At 65.7% G+C, this 19543-nt stretch carries 19 protein-coding genes and 1 riboswitch; of the genes, 16 read left to right on the top strand and 3 right to left on the bottom strand.

The features are described 5' to 3' along the window. Positions 1-3 precede the first annotated feature (3 nt). Both NKJ93_RS15885 and NKJ93_RS15880 read right to left on the bottom strand, forming a co-directional pair. Positions 4-585: a NuoB/complex I 20 kDa subunit family protein gene (locus tag NKJ93_RS15885; protein WP_023720749.1), complete on the bottom strand. Its 582-nt coding sequence runs from the start codon at positions 583-585 to the stop codon at positions 4-6. Then, a complete protein-coding gene (locus tag NKJ93_RS15880; protein ID WP_023720750.1) occupies positions 576-941 on the bottom strand; it encodes an NADH-quinone oxidoreductase subunit A in 366 nt (121 codons plus the stop codon). Before NKJ93_RS15880 ends, NKJ93_RS15885 begins: the two co-directional genes overlap by 10 nt. Positions 942-1277: 336 nt before the next feature. Between NKJ93_RS15880 and NKJ93_RS15875 the strand changes: the two genes are divergently transcribed. The 8 genes from NKJ93_RS15875 to NKJ93_RS15840 all read left to right on the top strand — a co-directional run bounded on the left by NKJ93_RS15875 (position 1278) and on the right by NKJ93_RS15840 (position 11617). Continuing rightward, positions 1278-2477, top strand: a complete 1200-nt coding sequence (locus NKJ93_RS15875) for a winged helix-turn-helix domain-containing protein (protein WP_352496385.1) — start codon at positions 1278-1280, stop codon at positions 2475-2477. A 29-nt stretch (positions 2478-2506) separates the two neighbouring features. After that, positions 2507-2710: riboswitch (cobalamin riboswitch) on the top strand. Between the two features lie 38 nt (positions 2711-2748). Further along, on the top strand, positions 2749-3183 hold the full coding sequence (locus NKJ93_RS15870) for a DUF1636 family protein (protein WP_352590083.1): 435 nt from the start codon (positions 2749-2751) through the stop codon (positions 3181-3183). Then, positions 3180-4232, top strand: coding sequence for a cobalamin biosynthesis protein CobW (gene cobW, locus NKJ93_RS15865; RefSeq protein WP_023720753.1), 1053 nt, complete (start codon positions 3180-3182; stop codon positions 4230-4232). Before NKJ93_RS15870 ends, cobW begins: the two co-directional genes overlap by 4 nt. Positions 4233-4250: 18 nt before the next feature. Beyond that, the gene (locus NKJ93_RS15860) at positions 4251-7985 is read left to right on the top strand and encodes a cobaltochelatase subunit CobN (RefSeq protein WP_352590080.1); all 3735 of its coding nucleotides are present in this window, start codon (positions 4251-4253) and stop codon (positions 7983-7985) included. Continuing rightward, positions 7982-9451, top strand: coding sequence for a precorrin-3B synthase (cobG, locus tag NKJ93_RS15855; RefSeq protein ID WP_352590077.1), 1470 nt, complete (start codon positions 7982-7984; stop codon positions 9449-9451). Before NKJ93_RS15860 ends, cobG begins: the two co-directional genes overlap by 4 nt. Further along, positions 9448-10101, top strand: coding sequence for a precorrin-8X methylmutase (locus tag NKJ93_RS15850; protein ID WP_352590074.1), 654 nt, complete (start codon positions 9448-9450; stop codon positions 10099-10101). The genes cobG and NKJ93_RS15850 overlap by 4 nt, the downstream gene beginning before the upstream one ends. Further along, positions 10098-10856: a precorrin-2 C(20)-methyltransferase gene (locus NKJ93_RS15845; protein ID WP_352590071.1), complete on the top strand. Its 759-nt coding sequence runs from the start codon at positions 10098-10100 to the stop codon at positions 10854-10856. Before NKJ93_RS15850 ends, NKJ93_RS15845 begins: the two co-directional genes overlap by 4 nt. Then, positions 10853-11617, top strand: a complete 765-nt coding sequence (locus tag NKJ93_RS15840; protein ID WP_352590069.1) for a precorrin-3B C(17)-methyltransferase — start codon at positions 10853-10855, stop codon at positions 11615-11617. The genes NKJ93_RS15845 and NKJ93_RS15840 overlap by 4 nt, the downstream gene beginning before the upstream one ends. Here the strand turns inward: NKJ93_RS15840 and NKJ93_RS15835 are convergent. Continuing rightward, positions 11581-12363, bottom strand: coding sequence for a cobalt-precorrin-6A reductase (locus tag NKJ93_RS15835; RefSeq protein WP_352590067.1), 783 nt, complete (start codon positions 12361-12363; stop codon positions 11581-11583). The genes NKJ93_RS15840 and NKJ93_RS15835 overlap by 37 nt on opposite strands. 1 nt (position 12364) lies before the next feature. Here NKJ93_RS15835 and cbiE point away from each other — a divergent pair, with 1 nt between their 5' ends. Genes cbiE through NKJ93_RS15795 form a run of 8 tightly spaced genes read left to right on the top strand, consistent with a single transcriptional unit; the run spans position 12365 to position 19472 of the window. Next, positions 12365-13606: a precorrin-6y C5,15-methyltransferase (decarboxylating) subunit CbiE gene (cbiE, locus tag NKJ93_RS15830; RefSeq protein ID WP_352590064.1), complete on the top strand. Its 1242-nt coding sequence runs from the start codon at positions 12365-12367 to the stop codon at positions 13604-13606. Then, positions 13603-13983 carry a cobalamin biosynthesis protein gene (locus NKJ93_RS15825; RefSeq protein WP_023720761.1) on the top strand — a complete coding sequence of 127 codons (381 nt, stop codon included), beginning with the start codon at positions 13603-13605 and terminating at the stop codon, positions 13981-13983. The genes cbiE and NKJ93_RS15825 overlap by 4 nt, the downstream gene beginning before the upstream one ends. Next, positions 13980-14744, top strand: coding sequence for a precorrin-4 C(11)-methyltransferase (gene cobM, locus NKJ93_RS15820; protein WP_352496381.1), 765 nt, complete (start codon positions 13980-13982; stop codon positions 14742-14744). The genes NKJ93_RS15825 and cobM overlap by 4 nt, the downstream gene beginning before the upstream one ends. Beyond that, positions 14741-15547, top strand: coding sequence for a uroporphyrinogen-III C-methyltransferase (gene cobA, locus NKJ93_RS15815; protein WP_352496380.1), 807 nt, complete (start codon positions 14741-14743; stop codon positions 15545-15547). The genes cobM and cobA overlap by 4 nt, the downstream gene beginning before the upstream one ends. After that, complete coding sequence (locus NKJ93_RS15810) at positions 15544-16893, top strand: cobyrinic acid a,c-diamide synthase CobB (protein WP_352590061.1); 1350 nt, start codon at positions 15544-15546, stop codon at positions 16891-16893. Before cobA ends, NKJ93_RS15810 begins: the two co-directional genes overlap by 4 nt. A 3-nt stretch (positions 16894-16896) precedes the next feature. Then, on the top strand, positions 16897-17670 hold the full coding sequence (cobS, locus tag NKJ93_RS15805; protein ID WP_352590058.1) for an adenosylcobinamide-GDP ribazoletransferase: 774 nt from the start codon (positions 16897-16899) through the stop codon (positions 17668-17670). Positions 17671-17694: 24 nt separating this feature from the next. Next, positions 17695-18705: a nicotinate-nucleotide--dimethylbenzimidazole phosphoribosyltransferase gene (gene cobT, locus NKJ93_RS15800; RefSeq protein ID WP_352590055.1), complete on the top strand. Its 1011-nt coding sequence runs from the start codon at positions 17695-17697 to the stop codon at positions 18703-18705. 26 nt (positions 18706-18731) lie between these two features. Beyond that, the gene (locus NKJ93_RS15795; RefSeq protein WP_352590052.1) at positions 18732-19472 is read left to right on the top strand and encodes a hypothetical protein; all 741 of its coding nucleotides are present in this window, start codon (positions 18732-18734) and stop codon (positions 19470-19472) included. Positions 19473-19543: the final 71 nt, after the last annotated feature.

The following is a 19543-nucleotide window of genomic DNA, read 5'->3' as shown; positions in this document are numbered from 1 at the left end:
CGCTCACCGTTCGATCGTGCCGGTGCGGCGGATCTTCTTCTGCAGCAGAAGGATGCCGTAGAGCAGCGCTTCAGCGCTCGGTGGGCAGCCGGGCACGTAGATGTCGACCGGCACGATGCGGTCGCAGCCGCGCACCACCGAATAGGAATAATGATAATAGCCGCCGCCATTGGCACAGGAGCCCATCGAGATGACGTAGCGCGGCTCCGGCATCTGGTCGTAGACCTTGCGCAGCGCCGGCGCCATCTTGTTGGTCAGCGTGCCGGCGACGATCATGATGTCGGACTGGCGCGGAGACGCGCGCGGCGCGACACCGAAACGCTCGCTGTCGTAGCGTGGCATCGAGGTGTGGATCATCTCGACGGCGCAGCAGGCGAGGCCAAAGGTCATGAACATCAACGAGCCGCTGCGCGCCCAGGTGATCAGCGCCTCGGTCGAAGTGACGAGAAAACCCTTGTCGGCGAGTTCGTTGTTGATCTCCAGGAAGAACGGATCATCCTCCCCCACCGGTCTGCCGGTGTTGGGGTCGATGAGGCCCTTGGGCTTCGGCGCGACGAGCGTGCCGGAACTGTCGTTCAATCCCATTCCAGCGCTCCTTTTTTCCATTCATAGGCAAAGCCGATGGTCAGCACCGCCAAAAACACCATCATCGACCAGAAACCGAGCATGCCGATCTGACTGAACGACACTGCCCAAGGAAACAGGAAGGCCACCTCCAGATCGAAGATGATGAACAGGATCGACACCAGGTAGAAGCGGATGTCGAACTTCATGCGGGCGTCGTCGAACGAGTTGAAGCCGCACTCATAGGCGGAAAGCTTTTCCGGATCGGGGTTGCGGTAAGCGACCAGGAACGGTGCGGCGAGCAGCGCCAGGCCGACGACCAGCGCCACGCCGATGAACAGGACGATGGGCAGGTACGAACCTAAAAGTGCGTTCATGCTGCAGTTTTCCGTTGGCGGCCAATCCACTCTGATTACAGCACCGGACCCACTTGCGGAAGCGTGACAGATTAACCACTGAACCGTTTTAAGGGGGCTCTATGCTGCAACGCGGCGAGGGTTAGCGCAGCGCTTTCGGCGAAGCAAGTCAAACCTTGTTCAAATCGCGGTGCTGGACGGCATATCCGGGAAAACTGGTCCGATCCGCTCCTGTTTGATTTCCTTCACTTTTCACTCCACTTTTCTCTCCTGACATAGATGCCGCCAAAACCTTGCTAGCATGGGGCGGAATCGCAGGTCATTTTCTCTGTCTAACATCGTCCGGATACCGCCTTCATGAAGGAAAAAATCTCGCTTGCCCTGGCCCGTCGCATTGCGCTTGCGGCACAGGGATTCAATGACCCGCGCCCCAGCGGCACGCCTGACCGCCGGCATCTGGCCCGGGTGCTTGCACGTACCGGCCTGCTGCAGATCGATTCCGTCAGCGCCGTGGTTCGCGCCCATTATATGCCGCTCTATTCGCGGCTTGGCCCCTACAAGCTGGCGCTGCTCGACGACGCCGCGGTGACACGCAAGCGCATGGTCTTCGAATATTGGGCGCATGAAGCCTCGTTCCTGCCCGTCGAGACCTATCCGCTGATGCGCTGGCGCATGCGGCGGGCCGAGCGCGGCGAGGAAATGTACAGCGGACTGGCAAAATGGGGCCGCGAGCACGCCGCCTACATTGAGGACATCTATCGCGAGGTCGCTGAACGAGGCCCGATCGCGGCGTCGGCTTTCGAAGGCCAGAAGGGCTCGGGCGGCTGGTGGGGCTGGAGCCATGCCAAGCATGCCTTCGAATGGCTGTTCTGGGCGGGCCGCATCACCACGGCGCACCGGCGTGGTTTCGAGCGGTTCTACGATCTGCCGGAGCGCGTGCTGCCGCCAACGGTACTCGCTTTGCCAGTTCCGTCCCCCGCGGACGCCCACCGCGAACTGCTGCGCATCTCCGCCCGCGCCCATGGCGTCGCCACGGCGGGCGATCTGCGCGACTATTTCCGCCTCTCGCCCGCCGACATCAAGGGCCGCATCGAGGAACTGGTCGAGGCTGGCGACCTGTTGCCGGTGAGCGTCGAAGGCTGGAGCAAAACAGCCTATCTCCACAAGGACGGCCGTTTGCCGCGCAGGATCGAGGCGCGCGCCTTGCTTGCGCCGTTCGATCCCGTCGTCTTCGAGCGGTCGCGCACCGAGCGGTTGTTCGACTTCCACTACCGCATCGAGATCTACACGCCGGCCGAAAAGCGCCAGTATGGCTATTATGTGCTGCCGTTCCTGCTCGGCGACAGCATCGTCGGGCGCGTCGACCTCAGGGCCGACCGCCCGGCCGGCGTATTGCGCGTCCATGCCGCCTATTCGGAGCCCGGCGCCCCGCCGCAAACTGCCGCCGCCCTTTTCGAGGAATTGAAGCAGATGCAGGGTTGGCTCGGGCTCGAGCGCATCGAGGTGACGGCTGCCGGCGACCTCGGCCAGCCGCTCGCAGATATCGCCGCGTCATAGACGTGCGTTGACACGACTGCCTTCACAAGCCTAAATCCGTTCCAGACGGTCCCCTGCCCGCAACGGCAAGGGCCAAGAGGGAATGCGGTGCGAAATCTCGATTTCAAATCCGCGGCTGTCCCCGCAACTGTAAGCGACGAGCCAAGGCCGAAAACCACTGGGATATTCCCGGGAAGGCGGCACCCAGGCGATGACCCGCGAGCCAGGAGACCTGCCGTCTAGGACATAAGAATCCGATCGCCTGGCGGGTTTTCCGGGCAAGGAGCCTGATTTGGAACGCGACAGCAGTTTTCCGGCTGAGACAGCGGATTTATTGTCCGGCCATGGTGATTCCCCGGCCGGCGTTACCGTCATCGTCTGCTCGTCCTGCCGTGACGAGACCGGTTCGGACGCTTATCCCCGCGCCGGCGAACTGCTCGCCGAGCACACGCGCCGCGCCGCTTCCAGCGAAAACATTAAAATCCGCACCGTCGAATGCCTCGGCAATTGCAAGCGCCGGCTCAGCGCCGCGATGCTGCGCGACGGCTGCTGGAGCTATGTCTTCGGCGACCTGACCACGAGCAGCGGCACCGATCTGGTGACGGGGGCAAAGCTGTTCGCTACTTCGACGGACGGCCTCATTCCGTGGCGCGGCCGTCCCGATTGCCTGAAGCGCGGCTTGGTTGCCCGCATCCCTCCCCTCGACCTTTTGAAGGACTTGATATGACTTCCCCAGATTCGGCCGCCAACGTTTCGCGCGTCCCCTGCACCGTCGTCACCGGCTTTCTCGGCGCCGGCAAGACGACGCTGATCCGCCATTTGCTCGAAAACGCCAAAGGCAAGCGCCTGGCCATCATCGTCAACGAGTTCGGCGATATCGGCATCGACGGCGAGATCCTGAAGGGCTGCGGCATCGACACTTGCCCCGAGGAAAACATCGTCGAGCTGGCCAATGGCTGCATCTGCTGCACTGTCGCCGACGACTTTGTCCCCGCGCTCGACCAGATCCTGTCGCTGACGCCGAAGGTCGACCACATCCTGATCGAGACGTCCGGGCTGGCCCTGCCCAAGCCGCTGGTCCAGGCCTTCCAGTGGCCGTCGGTGAAAAGCCGCGTCACGGTCGATGGCGTCATCGCCGTCGTCGACGGGCCGGCGCTGGCTGATGGCCGCGTTGCCAACGACATGGACGCCCTGCAGGCGCAGCGCGCGCAGGACGAGACGCTCGACCATGACGATCCTGTCGAGGAGGTGTTCGAAGACCAGCTCGCTTGTGCCGACCTGATCATCCTGTCGAAGAGCGACCTGCTGGACGCAGCCGGCGCGGCGCGCGCCAATGCCGTCATCGGCAAGCATGTTGCGCGGGCGGTGAAGATCGTGCCGACCTCGCAAGGCAAGGTCGATCCGTCGGTGCTGCTCGGCCTTGGTCTCGCCGTCGAGGACGACATCGAGAACCGCAAGACCCATCACGACGACGAGCTCGACCACGAACATGACGACTTTGACTCGTTCGTCATCGACATTGCGTCGGTGTCCGACCCGGACGAGCTGGCACAACGCGTCGCCACGGCGGCGGAGGAAGAAAACGTATTGCGCGTCAAGGGTTTCGTCGACGTCGGCGGCAAGCCGATGCGGCTCTTGCTGCAGGCCGTCGGTCCGCGCGTCAACCACTATTACGACCGCGCCTGGACCGCTGAAGACGATCGCCGCTCGCGCCTCGTCGTCATCGGCCTGAAAGGGCTGAACCGCCCGGCGATCGAGCGTATCCTCGCCGGCTGATCCCAGGTACGAGCCGCGATGCACATCCTCACCACCACATCCGCCTCGCTCGACGATCTCGCCGAGCCTGTCGATCTCAGGCAAACGCCTGCGGATGTCGTGGCGCTGTCCTTCACCGACAGCGACCTCGCCGGGCTGGCGGCGGCGTGGAAGGCAGATGCGGACCGCCTGCCGTCGATGCGGCTCGCCGCCTTGCGCGACCTGCGCCACCCGATGTCCGTCGACCTCTGGATCGACAGCGTCGCCCGCCACGCCAAGGTCGTCCTGGTCCGCATCCTCGGCGGTTACGACTGGTGGCGCTACGGCTGCGACCAGCTTGCCGTTGTCGCGCGAAATCGCGGTATTAAGCTGGCGCTCCTACCGGGCGAGAGCCACGACGAGGATTTGCGGCTGATCGAAGGCTCGACGCTGCCGCGCCAGGAACTTGATGGTCTGCTCGACTATTTCCGCGAAGGTGGCCCGGCGAATATGACGGCGCTGGTGCAGAGGTTGGCAAGTCTCGCCGGATCGGGTGCGGCGGTCGCTGAACCTGTCAGCGTGCCAAAGGCGGGATTTTATGAGCCGGGACGCGGCGTTATAGAAAGAATGGACTTATCAAGCGTCGGCATTCCTTCGCGCCCCCCTCTGTCCTGCCGGACATCTCCCCCACAAGGGGGGAGATCGGCTGTCACTGACCGTCTCGCGACTTCTGCAACATCGAACATTGACGAAGGCGACGATGACCAGGCGATCTCCCCCCTTGTGGAGGAGATGTCCGGCAGGACAGAGGGGGGCGCGACGGAACGCAGCCTAAACCTACCGTCCGCCGAACCCGCCCCCATCATCCCCATCCTGTTCTACCGCTCGATGCTGCTCGCCGCCGATGTCGCGCCCATCGATGCGCTTGTCGAGGCGCTCGGGCAGCGTGGCATAGCGCCGGTCCCCATCTTCGTCTCCAGCCTCAAGGACGCGGCATCGCTCGCCTTTGTCGAAACCGCGTTTGCCGCGCTGAACCCTGCCGCCATCATCACCGCCACAGCTTTCGCCTCGGGCGCCGAACCCGGCGTCGAGACGCTGTTCGACCGCGCCGGAGTGCCGGTGTTCCAGGTCGTCGTCGCGACCACCCGCCGCGACATCTGGCAGAACAACCAGCGCGGCCTGGCGCCCGCCGACCTTGCCATGCATGTCGTCCTGCCCGAGCTCGACGGCCGCATCCTGGCCGGCGCCATTTCCTTCAAGAGCGAAAGCGAGATCGATCCGGCATTGGCCTTCCGCGCCTTCGCCAACCGGCCAGAGCCTGACCGCGTGGCGCAGGTCGCGAACCGTATCGAGGCCTTCGTGCGTCTGCAGCGGACGCCGCGTGCGGAGCGCAAGCTCGCCATCCTGATCCCCGACTATCCGAGCGCGCCCGGCCGCACCGGCTATGCCGTCGGTCTCGACGTGCCGTCCAGCGTGCTGGCGATGCTGCACGACCTGAGCGAACAGGGCTACGCCGTTGAAGGGATTCCGCAAACGCCGCGTCAGTTGCTGGAGGTGCTGGAGCCAGCCGACCAGGGACTGGCTTTGCAGGATTATCTGACCTTCTCGAAGGAATTGCCGCCGGCGGCCATCGCTGCGGTGGAGGCCGCATGGGGGAATACGGATGATGAGACAGGTTCGCGCGAGGCACCCCCCTCTGTGCTGCCGGACATCTCCCCTTCGAGGGGGGAGATTGCGCTGTTGTCTCTGCTTTCGCCAACTACCAAGGGCGTTAAGGGAGAGCCGGCAGCCGAACTGCCAATCTCCCCCCTTGAAGGGGAGATGTCCGGCAGGGCAGAGGGGGGTGTCCAAGCGCCCACCACCGCAAAATTCCCCTTCCGCGCCGCCACCTTCGGCAATATCACCGTAGCCCTCGCCCCTGATCGCGGGCGCTCAGCCGACCGCCGCGCCGACTATCACGACCCGACACTGCCGCCGCGCCATGCACTGATCGCCTTTGGCTTGTGGCTGCGTAAGTCGCTCGGCATCCATGCAATTATCCATGTCGGCGCCCACGGCACGCTGGAGTGGCTGCCCGGCAAGACCGTGGCGCTCAGCGAAAACTGCTTTCCCGAAATCGTCACCGGCCCCCTGCCCGTCATTTATCCTTTCATCGTCTCCAACCCCGGCGAGGCAGCACAAGCCAAGCGACGCATTGCCGCCGTCACGCTTGGCCATCTGCCGCCGCCGCTGACCGGCGCCGGGCTGGACGAAGAGCAGCATAAACTCGAGCGACTGGTTGACGAATATGCCCAGGCCGACGGGCTCGACCGCCGCCGCCGCGACCGCCTGGCGAAGCTGATCGTCGAGACTGCGGAAAAGACCGGCCTCGCCTCAGAGGCCGGCGTCGCCAGGACCGACGCAGCCGACGAAGCCTTGCGCCGCATCGACGCCTGGCTCTGCGATCTCAAGGATTTCGCCATCAAGGACGGCCTGCATATCTACGGTCGCTCGCCTGAGGGCGAAACCGATCCTTTGCGCGAGCAGAGTGCGGCAGCCGAGAAAGTAGCACTCATCGCGGCCCTCGACGGCCGCCATGTCGCCGCCGGTCCGGCCGGTGCACCGGCGCGTGGCCGGCGCGATGTGCTGCCCACCGGCCGCAATTTGTTTACCGCCGACCCACGCACCATGCCGACGCCGACCGCCTATGATCTGGGCAAGGTGGCAGCGGAAGAAGTCGTCCGCAGCTACATGCAATCGCATGGCGACTGGCCGCGCTCGCTGGTCATCGACCTCTGGGGCTCGGCCTCGCTGCGCACCGGCGGTGAGGAGATCGCGCAAGGCCTGGCGCTGATGGGCTGCCGGCCGCAATGGGATTCCGCCACCGGCCGCATCACCGGCATCGAGGTGCTGCCGCCGGCAACGCTCGGCCGCCCGCGCGTCGACGTCACCTGGCGCATATCCGGCCTGTTCCGCGACATGTTCCCAACCCAGATCGCGCTGATCGATGCCGCCGCCAACGCCGTCGCGACCCGCGACGAGGACGATTCGGAAAACCCGCTGGCGGCGAGAACCCGTGCAGACGGCAAGATCAGCCCGCGCATATTCGGCACCTCGCCCGGCACTTACGGCGCCGGCATCGAGGACTTGCTATCAAGCGGCGACTGGGCCGCGCGCGAAGAGATCGGCCGCGCCTATCTCGCCGCCACCTCGCATGCCTATGGCGGCGCCGAGGGCGAAGGCATTTCGGCGCCCGGCGCTTTTGAGGGCCGCATCGCTGAGGCCGACCTTCTGGTTCATACCGGCGACGATCCCGGCCGCGACATCCTCGAAGGCTCGGCCGACGTCGCCTTTATCGGCGGCTTTTCGGCAGCGCTTGCCGCGCTCGGCAAAAACGCTGACGTGATCGTGCTCGACACCACGGATCCGCAAAAGCCCAAGCCACGCTCGGTTGGGGACGCCGTATCCCGCGTCGTACGGGCACGCGCCGTCAATCCGCGCTTCATTGCCGGCCAGATGCGCCACGGGCCGCGCGGCGCCTCGGAATTCGCCGAGACGGTCGACCGGCTTGTCGGCTTTGCCGAGACCACTCATGCCATATCTGGCGCGCTGATCGAGGCCGTGCACGACGCCTATCTCGGCGACCCCGTTGTCCGCGCCTTCATCCTGCGCGAGAACCCGTCGGCGGCGAAGGTCATGGCCGAACGTTTCATGTCGGCACGACGGCGCGGTCTGTGGCATCCGCTGCGCAATTCGATCGATGACGATCTCGCCGCACTGATTGCCGAAGCCCAGGCGCTTGGGGTGGCGGCATGAACGCTTTCTCCCGACGCAGCGCCTGCCCTGCTTTGTCGGCACCGATGCAAACCGGCGACGGGCTGCTGGTGCGGCTCAATCCGGTCGCTGGAGGACTGTTGCCGAAGTCGTTGATCGGACTCTGCGAATCCGCCCTGCGCCACGGCAACGGCATTATGGAAGTGACCGCCCGCGGCAGCTTGCAGATACGCGGCCTGACGCCCGAAAGCGCCCGGCTGCTGGCGATGGAGGTCGATGCGCTGGGTGTTGCCGTTCGCACCGGCGTGCCGGTCGAGACTGGTCCGCTGGCCGGGCTCGACCCGCAGGAAATCGCCGATCCGCGCCCGCTAGCGGAGCGGATTCGGGCGGCAATCGAGGACGCCGGCGTCACGCAGCGTCTTGGCCCGAAGGTCTCGGTGATTGTCGACGGTGGCGGACAGCTGACCTTGGATGCAGTGACGGCCGATGCCAGGCTGGCTGCGGTGCGGACCGATGCGGGGACGCAATGGCAGGTGGCTATCGCCGGCGGCGGTCAGACTGCGACGCTACTCGTCATGGCCGAGGAAGATGCGGCCTGCGACATCGCCGTTGCGATCCTAAGGATGGTTGCCGAAAAGGGGCGCGATGCCCATGCGCGGGATTTGACAGAAAGACAGCTGAGATCTCTGGCAAATTGGCGATCCTTCGCGCCCCCCTCTGTCCTGCCGGACATCTCCCCCACTTGGGGGGAGATTGCGCCCTCATCTCAGCTTTCGCCAATCGATAAGCATGCTAAGAGTGAGCCACCGGCGAAGCTGCCGATCTCCCCCCAAGTGGGGGAGATGTCCGGCAGGACAGAGGGGGGCGCGAAGGATCGCCGGCCCATCGGAGTTTTCGACTTGGCTGCAGCCGGAACCGCCCTCGGCATCGGCCTACCCTTCGGCAGCATGCCGGCGAACCAGATCATCGCTCTCGCGCAGAGCGCGCTGGCCCTTGGCGCCACCGAAATCCGCCTGGCGCCGGGCCGCGCGCTGGTTTTCCTCGGCCTCGCGCCAGCGGCCTGCCCGCCGCTCCACCAAGCCGCCGCAACCCTCGGCTTCGTCACCGACGCCGCCGACCCGCGCACGAAAATCGCCGCTTGCCCGGGTGCTCCCGCCTGTGCCTCCGGCCGCATCGCGACGCGCGAAATCGCCGAGACCATCGCCGTGGAAAACCGCGACATCTTCGATTCTTCCTTGACGCTGCACATCTCCGGCTGCGCCAAGGGCTGCGCCCATCCCGGTCCGGCGGCGCTGACATTGGTCGGTAGCGAAAACGGAGCCGGACTTGTCGTGGACGGGACGGCTAAGATGTTTCCTGCCGGATACAGGCCGGGCGATGACGCCTCGCGCGGCATCGGCGGCATTGCAGCGGCAATCCGCAGAAAACGACTCCGAGGCCAGACTGCCGCCGCCTGCCTTGCAAGGCTTGGCACGGCCGGCGTCGTCAAAGCTTACCGACAGGAATGAGCATGCCCGCCCAGAACCCCATCACCTACGACTATATTCATGATGGCACAGCGATCTATGAGCGCTCCTTCGCCATCATCCGCGCCGAGGCCGACCTGTCGCGCTTTTCCGAAGCCGAGGCCGACGTCGCTATCCGCATGATCCATGCATGCGGCCAGGTCGAGGCTGCGCGGCATTTCGTTTTCTCACGCGATTTCGTCGCCGCTGCGCGCACAGCGTTGAGCGCCGGCGCGCCGATCTTCTGCGACGCACAGATGGTCTCGCATGGCGTCACGCGCGCCCGGCTGCCGGCCGGCAACGAAGTGATCTGCACGCTGCGCGATCCGCGGACCGCCGACATCGCGAGAAAAATCGGCAACACCCGCTCGGCCGCGGCGATCGACCTGTGGGGCGAGCGCATGGCCGGTTCGGTCGTCGCCATCGGCAATGCGCCGACCGCCCTCTTTTATCTGCTGGAAAAGCTGCGCGACGGCGCGCCGAAGCCGGCGGCGATCATCGGCATGCCGGTCGGGTTTGTCGGCGCCGCCGAATCGAAGGATGCGCTGGCCGAAAATTGCTATGGCGTGCCCTTCGCCATCGTGCGCGGCCGGCTGGGCGGCAGCGCCATGACCGCCGCCGCGCTCAACGCTTTGGCGAGGCCGGGCCTATGAATGCGATCGCAAAAGGTCGGCTGGTCGGCGTTGGCACCGGTCCTGGCGACCCAGAACTTTTGACGCTGAAGGCAGTGCGCGCGCTGGCTGAGGCCGATGTCGTTGCGCATTTCGCCAAGCGCGGCAACAACAGCAACGCGCGCGCCATTGTCGGAGCCCATTTTCGCGCTGATTTGATAGAGTTGCCGCTGCTCTATCCGGTGACAACCGAGATCGACAAGGACCACGGCGACTACCGCTCGCAGATCACCGATTTCTACGAGCAGTCGGCCGAAAAGGTTGCCGAGCACCTCAGCGCCGGCAGGATGGTTGCGGTGCTCTCGGAAGGCGACCCGCTTTTCTACGGCTCCTACATGCATCTGCATGTCAGGCTGGCGCATCGCTTTCCGACCGAAGTCATTCCCGGCGTCACCGCCATGTCCGGCTGCTGGTCGGCGACCGGCCTACCGATCGTCCAGGGCGACGACGTGCTGACTGTGTTGCCGGGCACGATGAGCGAATTCGAGCTGACGCGCCGCCTCGCCGACACCGATGCCGCCGTAATCATGAAGGTCGGCCGCAACTTGCCCAAGATCAGGCGGGCGCTGGAGGCAACCGACAAGCTGCCGCGGGCCATCTATGTCGAGCGCGGCACCATGCCGGGCGGCGTCTCGATGCGGCTTGCCGACAAAAAGAACGACCAGGCGCCTTATTTCGCCATCGTGCTGGTCGCCGGCTGGTCGGGGCGGCCAAGCGCATTGGGAGCCGAAGCATGAGCGGCCGCCTGACCGTCATCGGCCTGGGGCCTGGCAACGCCGACCAGGTGACGCCGGAAGCGAACCGGGCCGTCGCCGAGGCGAAATTCTTCTACGGCTACAAGCCTTATCTTGACCGGCTTGATCTGCGTCCCGACCAGATTCGCGTCGCTTCCGACAATCGCGAGGAGCTAGCGCGCTCCAGGGACGCGCTGCTGAAGGCTGCGGAAGGCCACGATGTCGCGGTCGTATCGGGCGGCGATCCCGGCGTCTTCGCCATGGCGGCGGCCGTCTGCGAGGCGATCGAGGCGGGGCCGGTCGAGTGGCGCGCGGTCGACATCGCCATCGTGCCTGGCATCACCGCCATGCTCGCCGTCGCCGCCCGCATCGGCGCGCCGCTCGGCCATGATTTCTGCGCCATCTCGCTGTCAGACAATCTGAAGCCGTGGGATTTGATCGAGCTGCGCCTGCTGGCCGCGGCGGGCGCCGGCTTCGTCATCGCGCTCTACAATCCGATCAGCAAGGCGCGCCCCTGGCAACTCGGCCGCGCCTTCGAATGCCTTGCCGCGATCCTGCCCGGCACCACGCCGGTGATCTTCGGTCGCGCCGCCGGCCGTCCCGACGAGCGCATCGAAGTTTTCTTGCTGGCGGAAGCCGATGCGCAAAAGGCCGACATGGCCACCTGCATCATCATCGGTTCACCGGAAACCCGGATCATCAAGCGCGGTGAAAAACCAGCGCTGGTCTACACGCCGCGGTCGGCAGCGGGCCCAAGAACATGACCGACCAGAAAATGATCGACCATCGCGGCAAGAGATTCGACCGTCTCAGCCGACGTGACGTCCGGCAACGCCGGCCTGCGGATCATGACCACCTCGATGCCGAGCGCCCGCGCTGCGGCGATCTTGCCGTAGGTCGCTTCGCCGCCGCTGTTTTTGGAAACGACGACATCGATGCGGTGCTCTTGAAGCAGCGAGTGTTCGTCCGGCTCCTGGAACGGCCCGCGCGCCAAGAGATAGGTCGCGTCGGGCACAGTAAGTCTTGGTTCGACCGGATCGACGCTACGGATGAGATAGTGGTGCTGGGGTGCAGCCTCGAAGGCAGTGATCTCCTGCCGTCCGAGCGCCAGGAACACGCGGCGCTGCGCCGATCCCAGCGCCGTCACCGAGCTGGTAACACCGTCGACCAGCGTCCACTGGTCACCTTCGGCAGGCTCCCAGCCTGGGCGCTTGAGCGCAACGATCGGCACGCCGGATCGGCGCGCTGCTTTCGCCGCATTGGCGGAGATCTGCGCCGCATAGGGATGCGTGGCGTCGATCAGCAGGTCGACGTCCGTCTCGTGGAGATACAACGCCAGCCCGTCGACGCCACCAAAGCCGCCAACCCGCACCGGCACGCCTTGCGCGGCCGGGTTTTCAGTGCGGCCGGCCAGCGACAGCGTAATCGCGAGATCGGAGCGCACCGAGAGTATTCCGGCCACCTGCCGGGCTTCGGTGGTTCCGCCGAGGATCAGAATGCGGTGGGTCATCATGCCTGCTGAAGGTCCGCGCGCCGCCGTGCTCACTCCAAAATGGCTCACGATCATCGGCATCGGCGAGGACGGTGTAGCGGGTCTCGGCGACGAGGCCAAGCAGTTGATCGCGGGTGCCGAATTCGTTTTCGGCGGCAAGCGCCACCTGGCCCTCGTCGCATCGCTCGCCAAAGGTGAAGCGCGCGCCTGGCCGACGCCTTTCGATGCCGAAATGCGCGACGTGCTGGCGCTCTCCGGCAGACGCGTCTGCGTGCTGGCCTCCGGCGATCCCTTCTACCACGGTGTCGGCGTCACCCTCGCCCGCAAGGTCGCGGCGGAGGATATGCGGGTGATCCCCGCGCCCTCGGCCTTCTCGCTGGCCGCCTCACGCTTGGGCTGGGCGCTACAGGACGTCGAGACCATTTCGCTGCATGGCCGCCCGCTCGACCTGATCCGGCCGTTGCTGCATCCTTGCACCCGCATTCTGGCGCTGACCTCGGATAGCGATGCACCGGACGCGATTGCCCGTCTCATGACCCAACTCGGCTTCGGCGCCTCGCGGTTGACGGTTCTGGAGGCGCTGGGTGGGCAGAACGAAAGGCTGCGCTCGGCGAACGCCGGCGCTTTCGACCTCGAAAAGATCAACCCACTCAACGTGCTCGCAATCGAAGTTGATTCGACCCCGCAAGCACGCGTCCTGCCGCTGACATCGGGCCTTGCCGATCGTTTGTTCGAGCACGACGGCCAGATCACCAAGCGCGAAGTGCGCGCCGTCACCCTGTCCGCTCTCGCGCCAAGGCGCGGCGAACTGCTGTGGGACATTGGCGCCGGCTCCGGCTCCATCGGCGTCGAATGGATGCTCGCGCATCCCTCCATGCGCGCCATCGCCGTCGAAGCCGATCCGGCCCGCGCCGCGCGCATCCGACACAACGCCGCGGCCTGCGGCGTTCCCGGTCTCGCCGTCGTTGAAGGTTCGGCACCGCAAGCTCTTGCCGGACTGGAAACGCCGGCGGCGATCTTCATCGGCGGCGGCGGCAGCGATGCCGGCGTGCTGGAAAGAGCCATCGATGCCTTACCCGCCGGCGGCCGCCTCGTCGCCAACGCGGTGACGCTGGAGATGGAGGCACTGCTGCTTTCCCGTCACGCTGCGCTCGGCGGCGAGCTCACCCGCATCGCCATATCCCGTGCTTCGCCGGTCGGTTCGATGCAGGCTTGGTGGCCGGCTATGCCGGTCACCCAATGGAGCTGGGTGAAGCCATGATGGTCGCGGGCATCGGCAGCCGCAAAGGCGTCAGCGCACGCGACGTGCTTGCTGCGGTAGAAACCGCGCTGGAGGCGCACGGGCTTGCCCTGCCCGCGCTTTCGGCGCTCGCGACCGCGTCTCTCAAGCAGGATGAAGCGGCAATCTTCGCCGCCGGACGCGAACTCCGCCTTCCGGTGATCGTTGTCGAGCAGGACGAACTCAAAGCTGCATCTACAACCAGCCACTCCAACCTATCACAGGAGCACGCCGGCACGCCGTCGGTTTCCGAAGCCTCCGCGCTTGCCGCCGCCGGCAAAGGCGCAAAACTGCTCGGACCACGCACCGTGCTCGGTGCTGTCACCTGCGCCATCGCCATCAGCGGAGATGCGGTATGACCGTCCATTTCATCGGCGCCGGCCCGGGTGCCGCCGATCTGATCACCTTGCGCGGGAGCCGTCTGCTCGGCAGTTGTCCCGTCTGCCTCTATGCCGGATCGATCGTCGCGCCGGAGCTGTTGCAGCACTGCGCGCCCGGAACGATGTTGATCGACACCGCGCCGATGTCACTCGACGAGATCGAGGCCGAATATCTGGCAGCCCACGCGGCCGGCCATGATGTCACCCGCCTCCATTCAGGCGACCTTTCCGTGTGGAGCGCCGTTGCCGAGCAGATCCGCCGGCTGGAAAAGCACGGCATCCCTTACACGCTGACGCCGGGCGTGCCGTCTTTTGCCGCCGCGGCCGCCGCGCTGCGCCGCGAGCTGACCATTCCGGAAGTCGCGCAAAGCCTGGTGCTGACCCGCATCTCCGGCCGCGCCTCGAAAATGCCGCCCGGAGAAACACTGGCCGGCTTCGGCCGCACCGGCGCCACGCTCGCCATCCACCTCGCCATCCACGCTGTCGACCGCGTCGTCGCCGAGCTGACGCCCTACTACGGCGCCGACTGCCCAGTCGCGGTCGTCTTCCGCGCCTCCTGGCCGGACGAGCGGGTGTTGACCGGCACGCTGGCGACCATTGAGGCGCAGCTAGGCGCGGATCCGATGGAACGCACGGCGATCATCTTCGTCGGCCGCTCGCTGGCGGCGGAAGATTTTAGTGAAAGTTCACTTTACGACGCCCACTACCAGCGGCGTTTTCGCGGACGAGACGGATCGTGAGCGGCAGCAATAGAAACACTACTGTCGAGCAGGCGCTCACCCGGCTGAACTTCAAGCCGCGCCAGCTGGAGCCCGGACATGTCTGGCTGGCCGGCGCCGGCCCTGGCGATCCCGGCTGCCTGACGCTGGAAGTGCTGGCCGCCCTCGGACAGTGCGACGCGCTGGTTTATGACGCGCTGGTCTCGCCCGAAGTCGTCGCCGTCGCCGAGGGCGCGGAACTGTTCTATGCCGGCAAGCGCGGTGGCAAACCATCGATGAAGCAGGACGACATCACCGCTCTGCTGGTCCGGCTGGCGCGCGAGGGCCGGCGCGTCGTCAGGCTGAAGGGCGGCGACCCCTATATTTTCGGGCGTGGCGGCGAAGAGGCGCTGGCGCTGGCCGGGGAAACCATCCCGTTCCACATCCTGCCTGGCCTGACGTCCGGCCTCAGCGCGTTGGCCGCCACCGGCATTCCCGGCACCATGCGCGGCATCAACAAGGCGCTGATCCTGGCGACCGGTCACGCCGCCGGCACCGATGACGATCTCGACTGGGCGGCCATCGCCCGTACCGGCCAGCCGGTGGTCATCTATATGGGCATGGCCAATCTGCCGCTGATCGCCGCCTCGCTGCTTGAGGGCGGGCTGGCGCCTTCGACGCCCGCCGCGGTAATTGTCGCTGCGACGACACCGCAGGAACGGATCGTCGTCGCCACGCTCGCCACCATTGCGGAAGAGGCAGCGGCCGCCGGTCTGACCTCGCCGGCGCTGATCGTCGTTGGCGGCATCGTCGCGATGCGCGCGGCATTGGCAGGTGAGTCATGACCCGCGCCATCATCATCGGCGCGCCGCGCTCGGGCTCGGGCAAGACCAGCGTCACCATCGGCATTCTGCGCGCGCTCGCCCGGCGCGGCCTGAAGGTGCGCGGCGCCAAATCCGGCCCGGACTATATCGATCCCGGCTTCCACGCCGCAGCCACCGGCCTGTCCGGCGTCAATCTCGACAGTTGGGCAATGCCGCCTGCCCTGCTCAACGCACTGGCCGGCGACGCGACCGAAGATGCCGATTTTATCTTCCTCGAAAGCGCCATGGGCCTGTTCGACGGGATTCCGGCTGCTTCAGGACGGTCCGGCTCGGCTGCCGACCTTGCCCGGCTCTACGGCCTGCCGGTGCTGCTGGTGCTCGATGTCTCCGGCCAATCGACCACGGCAGCGGCCGTCGCCAAGGGTTTTGCCACCTACGATCCGGATGTGCGCATGGCGGGGGTCGTGCTCAACCGGCTCGGCAGCGAGCGCCACCGCCGGCTTTGTGGCGATGCCATCGAAGCACTTGGCCTGCCTGTCGTCGGCGCTATCCTGCGCGATCCCTCGCTCAACCTGCCCGAGCGCCATCTCGGCCTCGTCCAGGCCGGCGAATATGAGAATCTGATGGCGCATCTCGACCGGCTGGCCGACATGGTCGAGCGCTCGCTCGACCTCGACGCCATCATGGCGCTGGCGGCGCCATTCACGCCCGCGCCGGGCAATTTCGGCAACGCGCTGCCGCCCCCCGGCCAGCGCATCGCACTCGCCGAGGACGCCGCCTTTACCTTCCTCTATCCGCACGTTGCTGCGCATTGGCGCAAGGCCGGCGCCGAGATCGTCCCGTTCTCGCCGCTCGCCGATGAAGCGCCTGGCGACAATTGCGATGTCTGCTGGCTGCCCGGCGGCTATCCCGAGCTTCATGCCGGCCGCCTCGCCGCCGCGGCGAATTTCAGGGCCGGCACGGCGCGGTTCGCCGCTACGCGGCCGGTGCATGGTGAGTGCGGCGGCTTCATGGTGCTCGGCGAGGCGCTCGAGGACGCGTCGGGCGAGACGCATCGGATGCTCGGCCTGCTCGGTCATTCGACCAGCTTCGCCAAGCGCAAGATGAATCTCGGCTACCGCGAGGCGCGGCTGCGTTCCGGGTGCCCGCTCGGCAGCCACGGCACGCTGATTCGCGGCCACGAATTCCACTACGCGCAGATGGTTGCCACCGGCAATGACGAGCCGCTGGCCGACCTCGCCGACGGACAAGGCAATCCGCTTGGTGCGTCGGGCTACCGGCGCGGCAATGTCAGCGGCACGTTCTTTCATGCCATTGCGAGGGGCGAGAGCATGATCCCGAAAAGTGGTAGCCGGTTTTCGGAATAGATCATGCTCAAACTCCAGATCCCCTCGCAACGGCAGCTGCTCGACGACATCGCGCTTTGCCTCGTCTTCTTCACCCGGCTGCCGTTGCCGAGAGCCGAGTTTCGTGGCCGCAGCCTTGCCGCTGCGATCTGGGCTGCACCGGTCGCCGGTCTCGCCGTCGCTCTGGCCGGTGCCCTGGTCTACGCCGTCGGCACGAGGCTAGGCCTAGCCGGAGATCCTGCTGCAGCGTTGACCCTTGCCGCGATCCTGCTCGCCACCGGCTGCCTGCATGAAGACGGGCTTTCGGATGTCGCCGACGGCTTTGGCGGCGGCAAGACGCGCGACAGGAAACTGGAGATCATGCGCGACAGCCGCATCGGTGCCTACGGCGCCTGCGCACTCAGCATCTCGCTGCTGATCCGCTGGAGCGTGCTCTCTGGATTCGCCGGCCCGGCTCATGTCTTCTGGGCCGTCATTGCCGCGCAAGCGGCCTCGCGCGGCCTGCTCGGCGCCTTCATGCACCTTTTGCCGCCGGCCCGAAGCGACGGCCTCTCGGCCGAAGCAGGCACAGTTACCGCCGAAACCGCTGGCATCGGTGCCGTCCTCGGTGCGGTCGCGCTGCTGGCGCTTGGGTTCGGCGCCGCCGTTTTCGCCCTCATCCTGCTTGCGATTTTGTTTGCCGCCTTCCGCGCGCTGTGCATCAGCCAGATCGGCGGCCAGACCGGCGACACCGTCGGCGCCCTCCAGCAGCTCGGCGAGATCGCAATCCTGCTCGTCGCTTCCGTTTCCCTTTCCTGACTCTGTTTCGGAGATTTTGCCCCCATGCCTTTCAAATCGCTCGATGAACTGCGCGCCGCCTGCCTCGACCTGCCCAATGGCAGCGACGCCGCCGCCAATGCCGTCGCCCGCCGCCAGGACACGCTGACCAAGCCGCAAGGCAGCCTTGGCCGGCTGGAGACAATAGCCGCCTGGCTGGCGCGCTGGCAGGCCCGCGACATGCCAAAGCTCGACCGCGTCAAGGTCTTCGTCTTCGCCGGCAATCACGGCGTCACCGCGCAAGGGGTGTCGGCCTTCCCGTCGGAAGTCACCGTGCAGATGGTGGCGAATTTCGCCGGCGGCGGTGCCGCCATCAACCAGCTTGCCCGCATCGCCGGCGCCGATCTCGATGTTATCCCGCTCGACCTCGACCGTCCGACCGGCGATTTCACGCAAGACGCGGCGATGGACGACGAGGCCTTCCTCACCGCCGTCTCGGCAGGCTACGACGCGATCAGCAGGGATCTCGACCTTGTCTGCTTCGGCGAAATGGGTATCGGCAACACCACGCCGGCGGCAGCCATCTCGACCGCGCTGTTCGGCGGCGGCGCGGAGCGATGGACCGGGCGTGGCACCGGCGTCGACGACGCCGGCCTCGTGCGCAAGATCGTCGCCATCGAGGCCGGCCTGAAGCGCCACGCCACGGCGCTTGCCGATCCGCTGAAGGTAGCGGCAGCCCTCGGCGGCCGCGAGCTTGCGGCGATCTTGGGCGCAACACTAGCGGCGCGCCATCTCGGCGTGCCGGTGCTGCTCGACGGCTTCGTTTGTACCGCGGCCGCCGCACCGCTGGCAAAGCTGCGCCCTGCCGGCCTCGCCCACACACTGGCGGCCCATGTCTCGGCCGAATCCGGCCATCGCCGCCTGCTCGAAGCGCTGGGCCTGCCGCCGCTGCTCGATCTCGGCATGCGGCTCGGCGAAGGCTCCGGCGCCTGCCTGGCGGTCAACATCGTCCGCTCGGCACTCGAATGCCACGCCCGCATGGCAAATTTTGCGGAGGCTGGGGTCTCAGAGAAGTAAGGCGGAGCCAAGCGCGGATCGCGTTGATGAACAACCGCTCACAGATCTTCGGAGACCCCAAACAGGGGCTTCGCGATATTCTTGCTCGGATCATCAGAGATTTCGACAGCACGAGCGGCGCCTTTGCCGGGCTGACATACAATTCGCCGTGGATACTGGCAACGGAGGATTGGGCAGAGCGATCAGGCCATACAGTCGAGGAACTGTGTGAGATGATTTCTCAGCGGCGGATTTCAATCTGCGCTGGCGAGAAGACAAATCCGGAAATCGTTCAGACTTTTGAAGATCTTCGCAATGCTGCGGAGGAGTGGAGAACTGAGACGGACTACATCGATCCGCCCACTCGCTATGATCCTGAAGAGGCAAAATTCCCGAACCGCAAGGAGCTAAAAGCCCACACCCTGAAGGCATGGGGTTCCATGGGGTTGGCCAGCCAATGGCATAACTACGATGCCAGGGATCTTAGTTTCAGTGGAACTTTTGAAGACAGATTTGGTCGCGATGTTACATTGAATGTCAAATTCAAGCTTGGATATGGCGGCCCTATTCGGTTGTTTTTCCAATTCCCCTATTATTCGGATGGAGATCCGAGATCATTGGACCTCTTTTGGCTTTCTGGATGGCTACTATGTCGCGAGCTTCGTCTGCCCAAAGCCCCTGAACTCGAATGGATCGTCGGCAAGAGCAAGACAAGCTTCGAAGCCGTCGACGGCGTCCTCGCCATAACGCGAGCGATCCTCAGCTATCTGCGGCCAACTATCCAATAGCACTCGAATGAATGCAGCCACGGGACGGCCGCGAAACATCCCGCTGTAGGGTCTTCCACCAAATCCTGGAG

Origin of the sequence: Mesorhizobium sp. M0028 (genome assembly GCF_040323855.1) — a bacterium.
Taxonomy (GTDB): domain Bacteria; phylum Pseudomonadota; class Alphaproteobacteria; order Rhizobiales; family Rhizobiaceae; genus Mesorhizobium.
This window is presented reverse-complemented; position numbering and strand designations above follow the sequence as displayed.